At 70.3% G+C, this 16101-nt stretch carries 13 protein-coding genes; 12 read left to right on the forward strand and 1 reads right to left on the reverse strand.

Annotated elements, in window-relative coordinates; translation table 11 throughout:
- Positions 1 to 290: 290 nt before the first annotated feature.
- The 3 genes from ACWCWD_RS16885 to ACWCWD_RS16895 all read left to right on the forward strand — a co-directional run bounded on the left by ACWCWD_RS16885 (position 291) and on the right by ACWCWD_RS16895 (position 4185).
- On the forward strand, positions 291 to 1703 hold the full coding sequence (locus ACWCWD_RS16885; protein ID WP_450773574.1) for a family 2B encapsulin nanocompartment shell protein: 1413 nt from the start codon (positions 291 to 293) through the stop codon (positions 1701 to 1703).
- 136 nt (positions 1704 to 1839) lie between these two features.
- Complete coding sequence (locus tag ACWCWD_RS16890) at positions 1840 to 3273, forward strand: family 2 encapsulin nanocompartment cargo protein terpene cyclase (RefSeq protein ID WP_450773575.1); 1434 nt, start codon at positions 1840 to 1842, stop codon at positions 3271 to 3273.
- 15 nt (positions 3274 to 3288) lie between these two features.
- Positions 3289 to 4185: a geranyl diphosphate 2-C-methyltransferase gene (locus tag ACWCWD_RS16895; protein WP_450773576.1), complete on the forward strand. Its 897-nt coding sequence runs from the start codon at positions 3289 to 3291 to the stop codon at positions 4183 to 4185.
- Between the two features lie 150 nt (positions 4186 to 4335).
- Here ACWCWD_RS16895 and ACWCWD_RS16900 read toward each other — a convergent pair whose 3' ends face one another.
- Entirely contained in the window at positions 4336 to 4620 is a 285-nt protein-coding gene (locus tag ACWCWD_RS16900) for a DUF7336 domain-containing protein (protein ID WP_450773577.1), read from the reverse strand.
- A 378-nt stretch (positions 4621 to 4998) separates the two neighbouring features.
- Between ACWCWD_RS16900 and ACWCWD_RS16905 the strand changes: the two genes are divergently transcribed.
- From ACWCWD_RS16905 to ACWCWD_RS16945, 9 genes are all read left to right on the forward strand, one after another.
- On the forward strand, positions 4999 to 5745 hold the full coding sequence (locus ACWCWD_RS16905; protein WP_450773578.1) for a hypothetical protein: 747 nt from the start codon (positions 4999 to 5001) through the stop codon (positions 5743 to 5745).
- Positions 5746 to 6389: 644 nt separating this feature from the next.
- Positions 6390 to 9056: a M14 family zinc carboxypeptidase gene (locus tag ACWCWD_RS16910; protein WP_450773579.1), complete on the forward strand. Its 2667-nt coding sequence runs from the start codon at positions 6390 to 6392 to the stop codon at positions 9054 to 9056.
- 73 nt (positions 9057 to 9129) lie between these two features.
- A complete protein-coding gene (locus ACWCWD_RS16915; RefSeq protein ID WP_450773580.1) occupies positions 9130 to 10422 on the forward strand; it encodes a threonine synthase in 1293 nt (430 codons plus the stop codon).
- A complete protein-coding gene (locus tag ACWCWD_RS16920; RefSeq protein ID WP_450773581.1) occupies positions 10419 to 11243 on the forward strand; it encodes an amino acid ABC transporter ATP-binding protein in 825 nt (274 codons plus the stop codon). Before ACWCWD_RS16915 ends, ACWCWD_RS16920 begins: the two co-directional genes overlap by 4 nt.
- On the forward strand, positions 11240 to 12166 hold the full coding sequence (locus ACWCWD_RS16925; RefSeq protein ID WP_450773582.1) for a transporter substrate-binding domain-containing protein: 927 nt from the start codon (positions 11240 to 11242) through the stop codon (positions 12164 to 12166). Before ACWCWD_RS16920 ends, ACWCWD_RS16925 begins: the two co-directional genes overlap by 4 nt.
- A 2-nt stretch (positions 12167 to 12168) precedes the next feature.
- Positions 12169 to 12849 carry an amino acid ABC transporter permease gene (locus ACWCWD_RS16930; protein ID WP_450773583.1) on the forward strand — a complete coding sequence of 227 codons (681 nt, stop codon included), beginning with the start codon at positions 12169 to 12171 and terminating at the stop codon, positions 12847 to 12849.
- A complete protein-coding gene (locus ACWCWD_RS16935) occupies positions 12849 to 13505 on the forward strand; it encodes an amino acid ABC transporter permease (protein WP_450773584.1) in 657 nt (218 codons plus the stop codon). Before ACWCWD_RS16930 ends, ACWCWD_RS16935 begins: the two co-directional genes overlap by 1 nt.
- Before the next feature lie 76 nt (positions 13506 to 13581).
- A complete protein-coding gene (locus ACWCWD_RS16940) occupies positions 13582 to 14268 on the forward strand; it encodes a GntR family transcriptional regulator (RefSeq protein WP_450773585.1) in 687 nt (228 codons plus the stop codon).
- A gap of 773 nt (positions 14269 to 15041) precedes the next feature.
- On the forward strand, positions 15042 to 15995 hold the full coding sequence (locus tag ACWCWD_RS16945; protein WP_450773586.1) for a hypothetical protein: 954 nt from the start codon (positions 15042 to 15044) through the stop codon (positions 15993 to 15995).
- Positions 15996 to 16101 lie beyond the last annotated feature (106 nt).

Raw genomic sequence — 16101 nt, forward strand, 5'->3', positions numbered from 1 at the left:
TAGAAGTAACGCGAGGCCGCAGCCGCGAGGTTGCGGCCTCGCCGTGCGTGTACGGCAGTCGCACCACGGCCCATCGCGGACGAATCGCCTCTGCGCCCGTGCAAACATCCTGCGGCCCGCGATCATCGTATCGAGTTAATGTCGACGGCTTCCCTTGGTCCGGGAGGCGGAGCGGCCGTTAGTGTCCTCGGCGTCTGGACGGGTTTCCGTTCACATAACCCCTTTTCCTCCAGTTGCCCGGTGGCGTCCGTATGTCCGCGTCACCGCCCTGACCACGGAGAGCGTGCACGATGACTGTTGACTCCAGCCCGGACGAGCAACTGGAGCTGCCCCGGCAGTCCAGTCTGGGCACGGCCGCCGCCCGCAACCTCGCCCACACGGCCAAGTCCGCCCCGCAGATGCAGGAGATCACCTCCCGGTGGCTGCTGCGCATGCTCCCCTGGGTGGAGACCCAGGGCGGCGCGTACCGGGTGAACCGTCGTCTGTCCTACACCGTCGGCGACGGGACCATCGAGTTCGTCCAGGACGGCGCCGATGTCCGGGTGATCCCCAGGGAGCTCGGTGAACTGGCGCTGCTGCGGGGCTTCGACGACGTGGAGGTGCTGACCGCTCTCGCCGACCGCTGCGAACAGCGCGACTTCCGTGCCGGTGAGACGCTGGTCGAGCGCGGGGCGCCGGCGGACCGGATCCACCTGATCGCCCACGGCCGCGTCAGCCAGACCTCCGTGGGCAGCTACGGCGACGAGGTGGATCTCGACGTCCTCGCCGACGGCGACCGGTTCGGGGAGGACGCCCTGCTCGACGAGGACGCCCGGTGGGAGCAGACCGCCACCGCCGAGACCTCGGGCACGCTGCTCACCCTGTCGCGCGCCGACTTCGCGCATGTGCTCTCCGGGGCGCCGAGTCTCCGCGCCCACGTCGAGGCGTTCTCGTCGCTCTCGGGCCGGCAGCAGAACCACCGCGGCGAGGCGGAGATCGCGATGTCCGCCGGTCACGTCGGCGAGCAGGAGCTGCCCGGCGCCTTCGTGGACTACGAGTTGAAGCCGCGCGAGTACGAACTCTCGGTCGCCCAGACCATTCTGCGGGTCCACACCAGGGTCGCCGATCTCTACAACGGCCCGATGAATCAGACCAAGGAACAACTCCGGCTGACCATCGAGGCATTGAGAGAGCGTCAGGAACACGAGCTGATCAACAACCGGGAGTTCGGCCTGCTCCACAACGCCGACTTCAAGCAGCGCCTTCAGCCGCACGCCGGCCCGCCGACCCCGGACGACCTGGACGAACTGCTCTGCCGTCGCCGCGGTTCCAAGTTCTTCCTCGCACACCCCCGGACGATCGCGGCGATCGGGCGCGGGTTCAACGCGCGAGGTATCTACCCGGACCACGTCGACCTCGGCGGCCAGCAGGTGCCTGCCTGGCGCGGAGTCCCGATCCTGCCCTGCAACAAGATCCCGGTCACGCCGGAGAAGACCAGCTCGATCCTCTGCATGCGTACCGGTGAGGCGAACCAGGGCGTCATCGGCCTGCACCAGACCGGGCTGCCGGACGAGTACGAGCCGGGCCTGTCGGTGCGCTTCATGGGGCTCGACGAGAAGGCGATCACCTCCTACCTCGTCAGTACGTACTACTCCGCCGCGATCCTCGTGCCGGACGCGGTCGGCGTGCTGGAGAACGTGCAGATCGCCCACTGGCCCAGGTAGGGGCTGTCCCGTAGCGGGCCGCCCGGGAAGAAGAGGGGGCGGCCCGGCGCGACGACGTGCCCTGTGACCCTCCGGGGCGGCCGCGTGTGCCCCGGAGGGCTTTCGGAGAGCCTCCCATCCCATCAAGGAGCCATGGATGCCAGCGCCCGAGCTGCCACCACCACGGTCGAGCCTGCCAGAGGCCGCCGCCCACTTCGGGGCGCACGTACTCGCCGCCGCCGCGGCCCGCGCCCACGACATCACGGCCGCCACCGGCGGCCCGCCCGACGCGGTCTCCGTACCCGAGCCGCCCGCGGCGGTCCCCGCTCCCGCCCCGCCTGCGGTTCTCGCGCCCGACCACCCGCCCGCGATCGCCGTACCCGCCCCGACCACCGACCTCGGCGCCGTGGAGGCCAAGGCGCCGACGCAGGACGCGGGTCTGGAGCGCCTCCTGCGCGGCCCCAGCGGCCTGGGCACGGCGGGGCTCCGCCTGGTCCTGCGGGAAGCACCGCCGACGCCGCTGCCGCCGCCCTCATCTCTGCCGGCGCCCGTGCCCTCACCCCTGCGTTCGCCTGCAGAAACGTTGGCGGAGGCGGCTGTGGACTCGGCGGAGGGCACGCCCGTACCGGGGCTCTACTACCACCCGGTGCCCGAGCCCGATCCGGTACGGGTGGAGGAGGTCAGCCGGCGGATCAAGGACTGGGCGGTCGACGAGGTCAGCCTGTTTCCCGACGACTGGGAGGAGGAGTTCGACGGATTCTCCGTGGGCCGTTACATGGTCGCCTGCCATCCGGACGCGCCCACCGTCGACCACCTGATGCTGGCCACCCGCCTGATGGTGGCCGAGAACGCGGTGGACGACTGCTACTGCGAGGACCACGGCGGCTCGCCCATCGGTCTCGGAGAACGCCTTCTACTGGCGCACACCGCCCTCGATCCCCTGTACACGACCGCGGAGTACCAGCCGCAGTGGGCCGAGTCGCTCCGTGCGGACGCGCCGCGGCGCGCGTACCACTCCGCCATGGAGTACTTCGCACGGGCGGCCGGCGCGTCCCAGGCGGACCGGCTCCGGCACGACATGGCCCGGCTGCACCTGGGGTACCTCGCCGAAGCGGCCTGGTCGCAGGAAGGCCGCGTACCGGAGGTGTGGGAGTACCTGGCGATGCGCCAGTTCAACAACTTCCGCCCCTGTCCGACGATCACCGACACCGTCGGCGGCTACGAACTTCCGGCGGACCTGCACGCCCGGGCCGACATGCAGAAGGTCATCGCGCTCGCCGGGAACGCGACGACCATCGTGAACGACCTGTACTCCTACATGAAGGAACTCGACTCCCCCGGCCTGCACTTGAACCTGCCGGTGGTGATCGCCGAACGCGAGGGCCTCTCCGAGCGGGACGCCTATCTGAAGGCGGTCGAGGTTCACAACGACCTCATGCACGACTTCGAGGCGGAGGCCGCGGCCCTGGCCGAGGCCTGTCCCGCTCCCCAAGTCCAGCGCTTCCTGCGGGGCGTGGCCGCTTGGGTCGACGGCAACCACTACTGGCACCGGTCCAACACCTTCCGCTACCGCCTGCCCGATTTCTGGTAAAGAACGGATTCATCAGTGACCCACACCGAACTCACCGCCGCCCCCGCCTCCCTGCGCATCCCCCGGCCGGCGACGGCCGGTCCGGCGACGCCCTACCAGGGGGACATCGCCCGCTACTGGGACGGGGAGGCCAGGCCCGTGAACCTGCGCCTCGGCGATGTCGACGGCCTGTACCACCACCACTACGGCATCGGCGACGTGGACCACGCGGCCCTCGGCAGCCCCGAGGACAGCGAGAGCGAGAAGAAGCTCATCGCCGAACTCCACCGCCTGGAGTCGGCGCAGGCCGAGTACCTCCTGGGGCACCTCGGCGACATCGGACGGGACGACACCCTGGTGGACGCGGGCTGCGGCCGGGGCGGCTCGATGGTGATGGCGCACCAGCGCTTCGGCTGCACGGTCGAAGGCGTCACGCTCTCGGCGAAGCAGGCGGAGTTCGCCAACGGCCGGGCCGGTGAACTCGGCATCCAGGACCATGTCCGCGCCCGTGTCTGCAACATGCTCGCCACCCCCTTCGAGACCGGGTCGGCCGCGGGCTCGTGGAACAACGAGTCGAGCATGTACGTGGACCTCGAGGACCTCTTCGCCGAGCACTCCCGCGTCCTCAAGGTCGGCGGCCGGTACGTGACCATCACCGGCTGCTGGAACCCGCGGTACGGCCAGCCCTCGAAGTGGGTCTCGCAGATCAACGCGCACTTCGAGTGCAACATCCACTCGCGCCGCGAGTACCTGCGCGCCATGGCCGACAACCGCCTCGTGCCCACGGCCGTCGTCGACCTCACCCCCGACACGCTGCCCTACTGGGAACTGCGGGCCACGTCCTCGCTGGTCACGGGGATCGAGGAGGCGTTCATCAACTCGTACAAGGACGGCTCGTTCCAGTACCTGCTGATCGCGGCGGACCGCGTCTGACCGCCTTCAACCGCACGACCGGGAGGGCCCGTTCGGAGGAACGGGCCCTCCCGCGCCGCTCGGCGCGGCCGTGCGGCGCGGCCGTGCGGCGCGGCCGTGCGGCGCGGCCGCGCCGAGCGGCTGCGGCCGCAGCCGGATCCTCCCCAGGGCCTACTCGCCCGGCGGGATTCGTACGAAGCCCTCCGCCCAACCGTCCTCGTCGAGCTCGCAGGGGCCGAAGTAGAAGCACTCCGGTTCATCACGGAAGCCCGGAAGCAGTCGAGCCCGGCGCACGCGCTCCTCCGCCCGTTCGAGGGTCGAGTAGATACCGAGCAGCTTGACGTCGTCGCCGTCCGACTCGTCGCAGAACACGCCACTCTCATCGACGTGCACGGTCGAGCCGTCGTCGCCGGCTTCGTTCTGGTGGCCGACATGCCACAGCGGATATACGATCACGGGCACGAAGCTAGCAGCACTTGATTCGGCGGACGTTCGGCGTCCCTCGCCTCCTGGGCTCCCACGATCGCCGGCCGGACACTGCACGAGTCCGCCGGGGCCCATGCCGAGGGAAGACAGTCCGCACGGCATCGGCATCCCGCCTTCCAGCAGGCCGGTGAAGTCGTGGCAGGCGATCCGCGATGCGCGCTGTTCCGCCACGAGCGCGGATTCGCTTCGGGACGGACTCTGTTCCTATTTCCGCATGTTCCACGCCAAATGCCCTGAACCACGCGCGCCGCACAATACGTCGAGGGAGAAGGTGAGTTGACGTGCCTCCACACTCCCCGCTATTGGTTTCGTCGACGGCAGTGCCGTGGTGCGGCGAAGGGGGAGCACGTGAGCGTCTTGTGGTGGGTGGTCGCGCCGGTGGTTCTGGTCGCGGCCGGGACGGCCTGGCGGCTCCTTCGCTACCCGGGCCGGTGGGCGCACGCGTTTCACGAGGCGTACCGGAAGGAGCGGCGAGCCCTGGACGACGCCCGCGGTGCCGTACGCACGTTGCGGAGCGCCGCTCGTCGTGAGACGTGGCGGGCGTGGACCAGGGTGAAGCGGGCGGAGGCCGCCCATCGGCGGCGGGTGCACCAGGCCGAGGCCGAACTGGAACAGCGGCGCGCACCGGACCGCGGTGACCGGGTCCATCAGCTGGGCCCGATCACGCTGTACGAGCACTCGGTCGTCGTCTCCGAGGACGAGCTGCCGCTGGCCGGCCTGCACGTCGGGTTCGAGCTCGCCCGCGCCGAGCACGTGTCCTACGTCTATCTCACGCACCCGGACGGACAGAAGCGCATGGAGCGCTACGAGGGCGAGGAGTTTCCGGAGGACACGGTGCGCGAGTTCAGCGTGCGACTCCACAACGCCGCTGTGGCGGCGCACCGTTCGCGCGAGACGCGCGACAGTGACATCGCCGCCCTCGAAGCCGCGCTGCGCGAGGCCCAGGAGGCGACCGGTCCGGTGGAGGCGGCGCGGGAGCGGCTGGAGGAGACGCGCGCCCGCCACCGCGCCGATCCCAGGCTCCCGCGTGCCCGCGCCGCGCTCGACGACGCCCGGACGCAGTGGCAGGAGCTCACCGGCCGGCGCCCGCTGTAGGCACCGCCCGGGACGTCCGCGCGGGGAAGTGAGCCTCGACCTCGAACGGTGCCGCCGCACCGGCGTGTTGGCGTGCCGCCGCGCCGCTCTGCCGCCGCGCGGGCCTCCCGGGTCACCCCTCGGGACGCGGAACTCCGGCCGGCCGCGGGACTCCCGCGTGTCGTGTTTCGCATCGACGCAGGCGCAACTCTCCGCCGCGCCCTGCGACCGTCACCCGACTCTCATCTGCGCATCTCCTCAACTGACACTCGACGTCGCCCAGTTGCTCACGTCAAGCCCACACCGCCACCACCACGGCCAAGTGTTTCAGCATTGTTCTTTTGATATTAAATCCAGTATTGAATCGTTGCCCCGGCCCGACGCCGGCTGGCACATTGCGTGGGCACGACAACGCAAGGCAAGAGCATGACAAGGCACTCACGCCCGGAGTCGGGGCCCACGCGGATCACGTGGGCCTGCCCGACAGCAGCGCACGGCACCACAGCAGCGCACAGCACCCGGGTGTGGTGACAGCCGTCGAGGCGCCGCACTCCCCCGCGGCGTTGCACGTCACCCCCGCAGAGAGCAGCGGAGTCGCCCCACCGCGGCTTCGCGACGAACAGCGGTCCGGCCCCCTGCCGGACCGTGAAAGGCGATGTCGGTAGATGACCAGCAGTGAAGGCTCAAGACTGTCCCGCCGAGCGCTCCTCCGGGGCACCGCGGCAGCCGGCGCCACCGCGGCCCTGATCCACCCGGGCACCGCCTCCGCGGCGCCCGCGACCGGTGGCGGCCATGACCGGCCGTCCGCCGGGACGCAGAAGAAGGGGCCGATCCCGACCCCGGAGGAGTACTTCGGAACGGCGATCGGAACCGAGGGCTACCTGGCCCAATGGGACAGGATGGTCCCGTACTTCGAGCTCATCGGGGCCCGCAGCGACCGGGTGCGCTTCGAGGAGATCGGCAAGACGACCCGGGGCTACCCGTACGTCCTGCTGACCATCAGCTCGCCGAAGAACCTCGACCGGCTCGACGAACTGGTCGCCGCCAACGCCCGGCTGGCCGACCCCCGGGGACTGTCCGAGGACGAGGCGAAGAAACTCGCCACCGAGAGCAAGCCGTTCTACTTCGTGCAGGCGGGCATCCACTCGACCGAGGTCGGCAACTCCCAGGCCGCCATCGAATGGGCCCACCGGCTGGCCACCGAGGAGTCCGACTACATCGAGAGGATCCTCGACAACCTCGTCATCCTGCTGCAGCCGTGCCAGAACCCGGACGGCATCGTCCTCGTCAACGACTACTTCGCCGAGACGGCCGGCACCGCCTACGCGCGCACCTACCCCGACCTCTACAACAAGTACACCGGCCACGACGACAACCGTGACTGGATCATGCTGACCCAGGTCGAGAGCAGGCACAACGTCTCGATCCTGAACAAGTACCGGCCCCATGTCTTCCAGGACTCGCACGGCGCCGGAGCCGGTGCTCCGCGGCTGTTCACGCCGCCGTACCTGTCCCCGTACGACCCCAACATCGACCCCATCCTGGTCCAGCAGACCAACACGGTGGGCCTGGCGATGCAGCGGGGCATGACCGTCGCCGGCATGAAGGGCAACGGCTGGGGATCGACGTACGACTACTGGTCCCCGTCCCGGCAGTACTGCGTCTACCACGGCTCGGCGCGCATCCTCACCGAGGCGGCGGCCGCCTCCAACCTCGCCTACCCCCAGGTGGGCAAGGGGCCGCTCGGCCAGCAGACCACCGACATCAACTTCATCGAGCCGTACGACTCCGACACCTGGACGCTGCGCAACATCATCGACTGGGTCTCCCAGGCCTTCTACTCGGGCCTGGAGGCGGTCGCGTACGACACCTACAACTGGCTGTACAACTCCTACCGTGTCGGCCTCAAGGCGGTGACCGGGACCAGTCCGTACGCCTACGTGATCCCGGCCGGGCAGCGCGACCCGCAGGCGGTCCTCGACGCGCTGGAGATCTTCCACCTCGGCGCGGTGGAGATCCACCAGGCGCGGGCCGCCTTCACCGCCGACGGCAAGCGGTACCCCGCCGGGTCCTACGTCATCCACCTGCAACAGCCGTACGCCGGGTTCGCCAAGACGCTGCTGGAGGTGCAGGAGTACCCGCAACTGCTCCAGTACCCCGGCGGCCCGCCGCAGCGGCCGTACGACACCACCGCGCAGACCCTGCCCATGCTGCTCGGCTTCGAGGCCGATCTGATCACCGCGGAGTTCTCCGCCGACACCAGGCTGCTGAGCGCGGTCAAGCCCCCGGTGGTCACCGCGCCGTCCAGGCCGCCGGCCACCGGGGCGTACGCGATCGGTCCGGAGTCCTACGGGGTGTTCCGGATCGTCTCCGAGCTGCAGAAGCAGGACATCCCCACCTTCCGCGCCGCCTCCGGGTTCACCGACGGCGGTCGCGCCTACCCCGCCGGGACCTTCCTCGTCCCGCCGTCCGAGCGGGCCCGGAAGATCCTGGACTCCGGTTCGAAGAGCACCGGCATCCCGGTGTCCACCCTCGGCGAGGTGCCGTCCGTGGCCGGCTTCCGGCTGAAGCCGGGGACGAAGATCGGCCTGCTCAAGCCCCCGGACAACATGCCGTCCGGCTGGCTGATGTGGGTGTTCGACCAGTACGGGGTGAACTACTCCGTCGTGGAGGCGGACGACTACGCCGACCTCGCCGGCAGGTTCGACGCCATCGTCATGCCGGACGGAGTCAGCAAGAACTCCATCGTCAACGGCCTCAGCTCCACGAAGTACCCGCCGGAGTGGGCGTGGGCGTTCGGCGTGGGCACGACCGGCTGGAGCCAGTTGCACGACTTCGTGACCGGCGGCGGCACGCTGGTCAGCTTCGGGAGCGGCACCGCCACCGCGAAGTCGCTCTTCGACCTGCCCATCTCCTCGGCCCTGCCCGGCGGTTCCTCCTCGGACTTCTACTGCCCGGGGGCGCTGCTGAGCCAGGAGTTCGACACGGAGAACCCGGCCGCCTGGGGCGTGCCGGAGAAGAACCCGGTGTGGTTCGTGTCCAACGACGCGTACCGGCTGACCAGCACCAGCACCTACCCGGTCGAGGTGGTCGCCAAGTACCCCGACAGCGGTGAGCAGTTGCAGAGCGGCTGGCTGATCGGCGGGGAGCACCTGGACGCGGCGGTCAACGGGCTGTCCTGGACGATCGGCGACGGCTACCTCGTCACCTTCGGCAACGAGATCGGGTTCCGCACCTGGAACAGGTCCGAGCAGCGGATGCTCTTCAACGCCGCTTACCACGGGCCGTCCACGGAGCTCACCGCCGACCAGTTCCGGCGCCTCGGAAAGTAGACCGCCCCGGTGGGGGCGGGTTCCGCCCTCCCCCACCGGCGATCGTCCCCATCGGACGGAGAGGAAGACACGGTTGCGTCCCGACGACGGAACATGGACCAGCGCCCTGACCCACCTGGAGTGCGGGCGGTGCGCCGAACGGTACGACGCGGACGTTCCGCAGAACGTGTGCCGGTGCGGTGCGCCGCTGCTCGTACGCTACGACCTGGACCGGGTGCGGGCCTCGGTCCGGCCCGAGGACATCGCGTCGCGCGACACGGACCTGTGGCGGTACCGGGAGCTGCTGCCGGTACGCGATCGCGCCCATGTGGTCGCCCTCGGCGAGGGCTGGACACCGATCGTGCCGCTCGCCGGATACGGCCGGGCGATCGGTGTGCCGGGTCTGCTGGCCAAGGACGAGGGAGCGCTGCCGACCGGCAGTTTCAAGGCGCGCGGCGCCGCGGTCGGTGTCTCCCGGGCGCGTGAACTGGGCCTGCGGCGGCTCGCTCTGCCGACCAACGGCAACGCCGGCGCGGCCTGGGCCACCTATGCCGCGCGGGCCGGCATGGAGTGTCTGGTGGTGATGCCGGAGGACGCCCCGGAGGTCACCCGCAAGGAGTCCCTGGCGGCCGGAGCCCGGGTGTACGTCGTGGACGGCCTGATCGGGGACGCCGGCCGCATCGCCGGACAGGCGGTACGGGACGGCTGGTTCAACGCCGCGACGCTGCGGGAGCCGTACCGCATCGAGGGCAAGAAGACGATGGGCCTGGAGATCGCCGAGCAGTTCGGCTGGCGGGTACCGGACGTCGTGGTCTACCCGACCGGCGGCGGCGTCGGCCTGATCGGTATCCGCAAGGCGCTCGACGAACTGACCGCGCTGGGCTGGATCACCGGACGGCTGCCCCGGTTCGTGGCCGTGCAGTCCAGCGGCTGCGCCCCGATCGTGCGGGCCTTCGAGTCGGGGGCCGAGACCGCCGAACCCTGGCCGTCGGACCAGGCGCGCACCGCCGCGTTCGGCATCAACGTCGCGAGCGCGCTGGGCGACTTCCTCATCCTGTCCGCGCTCCGGGACAGCAACGGCACGGCGATCGCCGTCGACGACGAGGACATCCTCCGGGAACAGGCCGCCTGCGCCGTCTCCGACGGTCTTCTGATGTGCCCGGAGGGTGCGGCGACGCTGGCGGCGGTGCGGCGGCTGCGCGCCGACAAGTGGCTCGACGGCGACGAGGAGGTCCTGGTCCTCAACACCGGCAGTGCGCTGAAGTACCCCGGCACCCTGCGCGTCGGTGAGCCGCCCCGGCTGGCGCGCGACGCGGACCTCCCGCCGGAGGCGTCCGCCCCGTCCGGCGCGGACGGCACGCCCTGGGCCCCCGGGGCAGCGCGATGACGGAGTCCCCGGGCAGCCACGGCCCACTCGCCCCGGCCCCCACCGGTACGCCGCGGCCGATGGTGGAGCTGCGCGGGGTGCACAAGGCGTACGGCGACGTCGAGGTGCTCAAGGGCGTCGACCTGACGGTGGCCCGCGGCGAGGTGGTCGCCGTCATCGGTCCCTCCGGCGGGGGCAAGAGCACCCTGTTGCGCTGCGTCAACCTGCTGGAGCCGGTGACCTCCGGTCAGGTGCTGCTGGAGGGCGAGGACCTGACCGGTCCCGGCGTCGACCTGAATGTGGTGCGCCGGCGCATCGGCATGGTGTTCCAGCAGTTCAACCTCTTCCCGCACCTGTCCGTCGTCGACAACCTCACCCTGGCGCCGCGCAGGCTGCTGCGGATGCCGAAGGACGAGGCGCGGGAACGGGCCGAGGCGTTGCTGGCCCGCGTCGGGCTGGAGGCCAAGGCCGGTGCGTACCCGAGGAAGCTGTCGGGTGGCCAGCAGCAACGGGTGGCCATCGCCCGCGCGTTGATGATGGACCCGCACGTGATGTTGTTCGACGAGGTGACCTCCGCACTCGACCCGGAGCTGGTCAGCGAGGTCCTCGACGTGATGCGCGATCTCGCCCGCTCAGGGATGACGATGCTCTGCGTCACCCATGAGATGGGCTTCGCCCGTGAACTCGGTCACCGTCTGGTGTTCGTCGACGGCGGCGTGATCGCGGAGCAGGGCCGCCCGGCCGATGTGCTGGACCGGCCCCGGAACGAACGTACCCGCCAATTCCTGCGCAAGGTTCTCGGACAGCCCGCCCGAGCGGGCATGAAGGAAGTTGGATCATGAGATCGACAATCGGCACGGCCCTCGGTACGGCGATGGTCCTGGCCCTCGCCGTCGGCTGCTCCTCCTCGTCCGAGGGGTCGGACACGCCCGGTGGTTCGGGCGGTTCGGGGGCAGCCGCCGGCAAGCCCGTGGACGTGGGGGCGCCCTTGCCCGCCGAGGTGAAGAGCAGGGGGAAGCTGACCGTCGGCGTCAAGTGCGACTACCCGCCGTTCGGATACATCGACGAGTCGTCGAAGAACGCGGGCTTCGAGATCGAGATCGCCCATCAGCTGGCCTCCTACGCGTTCGGCGACCGCGACGCGCTCAGCCTGACCTGCGTGACCGGGTCCAACCGGGTGTCGTTCCTGACCTCCAAGCGCATCGACCTGATCGAAGCGACGATGAACTACACCGAGGAACGCGCACAGACCATCGACTTCTCCTCGCCCTACTTCCAGAGCGGTGTGAAGCTGCTGGTGCCCAAGGACTCCCCGATCACCTCCTTCGACCAGCTGGCCGGGAAGCCGGTCATCTCCACCACCGGTGCCACCGCGAGCCTCTGGCTGACCCAGTGCGAGAAGGACGCCAAGCAGACCCTGTTCACCCAGACCAGCCAGGCGCTGACCGCGCTCAACCAGAAGCGCGGCGTGGCGTTCGCCCAGGACGACGCCCTGCTGCTCGACCTCGCGGCGAAGAATCCGAAGCTCAAGGTCGTCGGCGACGCCAAGGCGGGCAGCCCCTGGGGCATGGGCGTCCGCAAGGGCGACGCCGGGATGCTGGCCTGGATCAACGGCGCGCTGGCACACATGCAGGAGACCGACTTCCTCTGGACCGAGTTCCGGAAGACCGTCACCGACCCCTCGGTGCAGAAGCAGTTCGCGGCGTACGTGCCCCGGCCGGGCAGCAACCTGACCTACCCGACCGGCTCCACCCTGACGTGCTGAGCATGCCCGACGCATCCGGTTACCACTTCGATCCGAACTTCCTCCTCCACCACCTCGACGATCTCGGCCTCGGCCTGCTGCGGACGCTGGCGATCAGCTCCATCGGCATGGCCGGCTCCCTGGTCGTCGGGGTGCTGTTCGGCGCGGTCAGCGCGCTGCGCGTGCCGGTGGCCCGACAACTGATCACGGTCTACGTGGAGTTGTTCCGCAACACGCCCCTGCTGGTGCAGATCTTCTTCCTCTACTTCGCACTGCCCGAAACAGGGCTCCAGCTCGACGGGTTCACCGTCGGCTGGCTGTCCCTGCTGTTGTGGGGCGGCGCCTACAACGTGGAGAACTTCCGCGCCGGCTTCGAGGCCGTCGAAGGCGGCTACGTCGAGGCGTGCCGGGCCCTCGGCTTCTCCCGCCCGGCCGCCTTCCGCCACGTCAGCCTCCCTCTCGGTTCCCGCACCGCGCTCCCCTCCGTCACCAACACTCTCGTCTCGGTCTTCAAGAACTCGTCGTTCATGGTCGCGATCAGCTACCCGGAGCTCACCCAGACCGCCGTCAACCAAGTCGCCGTCACCTTCCGGGTGTTCGAGATGTTCCTCGCCATCGGCGTCATCTACCTGGGACTGGTCTGGCTCATGTCACTGGGCGCCGGGGCCGTCGAGCGCCGCTTCGCCGTATCAGGAGGACACTGATGCCCCCGTGGGTCGGGCCCGTGGCCGACTACCTCGCCGAAGGCCTGCGCGAAACCGCCCTGCTGGCCCTGGTCTGCGTGGTCGCCGGCCTGCTGGCCGGCGTGCCGCTCGGGGCCGCTCTCACCCTGCCCGTCAGGCCGGTGCGCGCCGTGGTCCGGGCCTACGTCGAAATATGGCGGGGCCTGCCGATCATCATCATCCTGTACTTCATCTTCTTCGTCCTGCCCATCATCGGTGTACGGGTGGACACCTTCGCCGCCGCCGCCATCGGCCTGTCCTTGTGGGGCAGCGCCAACATGGCTGAAATCGTGCGCGGAGCCGTCCAGTCGGTGCCCCACGGGCAGGCCGAGGCGGCGGCGGCGCTCGGCTTCCCCTGGCCCGGGCGCATGCGCCACGTCCTGCTGCCCCAGGCGGCCCGGCGAGCGATTCCCCCAACGATCGGTCTCGTCGTCAACCTCGTCCAGCAGACCTCGCTGGCCGCCGTCATCGGCCTGCTCGACATCCTCGAAGCGTCCCAGCGCTCCATCGAACGCCTCACACTCTCCGGGGGGTCGTCCCACGCCGTACCGATCCTCGGCTCCGTACTTGCCGTCTTCTTCGTCATCTGCCTTCCGCTGACGGTACTGTCCCGCTGGTACGAGCGCAGACTCCACTGACGCGCCGCAACCACCTCGGGCACGGACAGCGCCGTCGGTGCCGACGCCTTCACGGAGAAAAGGGGGCCCCGCGACCATGACCGTCCCGCGCCACACCCTGCTGAACGCCGCCTACGACCATCTGCGGGCCGCGATCCTCGACGGTTCCCTCACCCCGGGCTCCCGCGTCACCGTCCGCCCGCTGACCGAGCAACTCGGCCTCAGCCCCACCCCCATCAAGGCAGCCCTCGCCGCGCTCGAACGCGAGGGCTTCCTCGTCGCCGTCCCGCACCGCGGCTACTTCGTTCCCGAGGCCAGCACCGACGACCTGCTGGAGCTGTACGAACTGCGGGAAGCCGTCGACGGGATCGCCGCGCGCAGGGCGGCCTCCTCGCACGACCACGAGCTGGTCGCCTCGGAGCTGGACCGGTTGCTGGCCGAGCAGCGCGAGGCCGTCGACGCCGAAGACCTCCAGGAGTACGGGGAGTTGGACCTCGCGTTCCACCGCCTGATCTGGGAGGGATCGGGCAGTCGGCGGCTGATCCCCATCGCGGAGAACCTCGTCGCCCAGGTGCGCCTGGGCAACCGCCTCTCCGCCCAGGCCCCGGGCCGGCTGCCGGTCGCCCTCGACGAGCACCGGGCGATCGTGGAAGCGATCAGGAAGGGCGACCCGGCCGCCGCGGAACGGCACATACGGGGTCATGTGCGTGAGGCGGGCCAGGCGCTGCGGCGCTACATCGAGGGGCAGGGGACCGCGGAGCAGCCGGGCGGCGGCCGCCCGTAGGCGGTGTCCGTACGGACGTACCGGGTACCGGTCCCGGTTACCGGTCCCGTGTGTCCGTACGGACGTACCGGGTACCGCCCCCCGGCGATCTTCGCCGTTGCTACCGGGCAACCTCACCGTGTCGCCCGTACCGGGCCGCGGGGCGGGCCGGTCTTCGGGTTCCACCGCGGAGTGTGCCGCTGCGCCCAGCCCCCGTCGGGGCTGGGCGCAGCGGCATGCAGGCGCCCGAATCACGGCCTCCGCCGGGTCACCGCCGATACGGGGGCACACGGCAGCGGCCGGCCGGGCGGCTCCCGCCGCCGCACGGAGCCCGCCGCCCCCGACCCGGAGCTGAGCACCTTCGCGAGCGCGAACGAGCGGGCCTCCGATCCGTCACCGGCCCCCGGCACCCCTGATGCCCCTGGGACAGCTGGTGCCGTCACGACCTTTTCTCGGTCCTCTCCCAGCTTTTGATGAATCTGCAGAAAGTTCAGCAGATTCGTACCGAACCTCTGGACAGTCCTCCGCGCCGCGTCCTAGTCTCTCGGCCCATCGAACAGGTTTCGTCCCTGTAACGCCGCAGCCAGTCGGCGTCACTCCGAAGCCGTCTTCTCACTCACGAGCCGTTCCACGTCTCTCCCCCCATGGCCGGGCCACCGCCGCCCGTCACGAGGCACCGCGCCGCGCGACCGCTGCTTCGGCAGCCGCTCGCGAACCGTCTCAGCACACCGTCGAAGCACGGCACACCGGCCGGGTCACCGACTCTGCCGTGAACGCAGCGGAAGGGAAGCGACATGAAGATTCGTACGTTCATCGCCACGGCCTCTCTGGTGGCATCCGGAAGCCTGGTGGCTTTCGCCGGCTCCGCCCAGGCAGCGCTCTACACCACCTGTGTCGGTGACGGCGGCGCCGTGACCGTCACCAACGACCTGGTCGTTCCGGCCGGGAAGTCCTGCACCCTCACCGGCACGAAGGTCAAGGGCACGGTGACGGTCGAGGCCGGGGCCGACCTCGTGGCCGCGGGTGCCACCTTCAACAGCACGGTCACCGTGGGGGAGAACGCCTATCTCGACCTCACGAACACCACCGTCAAGGGTGCGCTGACCGCCAGTTCCGCCTTCGGCACGCACCTGGAGAACGCCAACGTCAAGGCGGTGACCGCGACCGGGGGATTCGTGTACGCGGTGGACTCCACCCTCGGCGGGAACGTCTCCACCAACGCGGGCGAGCTGTACGTGTCCGGCAGTACCCTGTCCGCCGCGCTGACCGGTGACGGCAACCAGTACAGCGACGTGTACGACTCCACCGTCAAGGGCGCGCTCACCGTGAACGGGAACACCCTCGGCGGTGTGTTCTGCGCGAGCGAGGTGTACGGGGCCGCGAAGTACACGGGCAACGCCGACGCCCTGCAGCTCGGGGGTGAGGGGCTGCTCGGATCGTGCGCCGGAGCCTCGTACTTCGGCGGCGACCTGGCGGTCACCGACAACACCGCGACCGCGGTCCTCGACAACGCGATCGTGCGCGGCGGTCTCACCGCGACGGGCAACAACCCGGTCCTCGTGGTGGGCGAGCTGGCGCGCGTGCGCGGCACCGTCACCGGGGAGACCGGGGCCGCGGCCCCGTCGTTCTCCCGCTCGGCCAGGGAGGCCGCGCCCGAGGACCGGGCCGCCTCTCTCTCCGAGAAGGCCGCCGCCCGTGCCGCGGCCGCGCGGGCGGACGCCCACGAAGCGGGCAAGTCCTCCCTCTGACGCCGAGGAGCACCGTCGGCGGCTCGCCCGCCGACGCCCGGCCAATGACGACGGACCATCCCCCCGTCGCCGCACTTCTCAGCATCGCGTGGCGGCTCCCGTCGCC

The organism is Streptomyces sp. NPDC001493, assembly GCF_053597235.1.

Bases quoted from the DNA above. Each gene is read 5' to 3' on its own strand.
- ACWCWD_RS16885 (WP_450773574.1), top strand. From the start codon at position 291: ATGACTGTTGACTCCAGCCCGGACGAGCAACTGGAGCTGCCCCGGCAG.
- ACWCWD_RS16890 (WP_450773575.1), top strand. From the start codon at position 1,840: ATGCCAGCGCCCGAGCTGCCACCACCACGGTCGAGCCTGCCAGAGGCC.
- ACWCWD_RS16910 (WP_450773579.1), top strand. From the start codon at position 6,390: ATGACCAGCAGTGAAGGCTCAAGACTGTCCCGCCGAGCGCTCCTCCGG.
- ACWCWD_RS16920 (WP_450773581.1), top strand. From the start codon at position 10,419: ATGACGGAGTCCCCGGGCAGCCACGGCCCACTCGCCCCGGCCCCCACC.
- ACWCWD_RS16925 (WP_450773582.1), top strand. From the start codon at position 11,240: ATGAGATCGACAATCGGCACGGCCCTCGGTACGGCGATGGTCCTGGCC.
- ACWCWD_RS16930 (WP_450773583.1), top strand. From the start codon at position 12,169: ATGCCCGACGCATCCGGTTACCACTTCGATCCGAACTTCCTCCTCCAC.
- ACWCWD_RS16935 (WP_450773584.1), top strand. From the start codon at position 12,849: ATGCCCCCGTGGGTCGGGCCCGTGGCCGACTACCTCGCCGAAGGCCTG.
- ACWCWD_RS16940 (WP_450773585.1), top strand. From the start codon at position 13,582: ATGACCGTCCCGCGCCACACCCTGCTGAACGCCGCCTACGACCATCTG.
- ACWCWD_RS16945 (WP_450773586.1), top strand. From the start codon at position 15,042: ATGAAGATTCGTACGTTCATCGCCACGGCCTCTCTGGTGGCATCCGGA.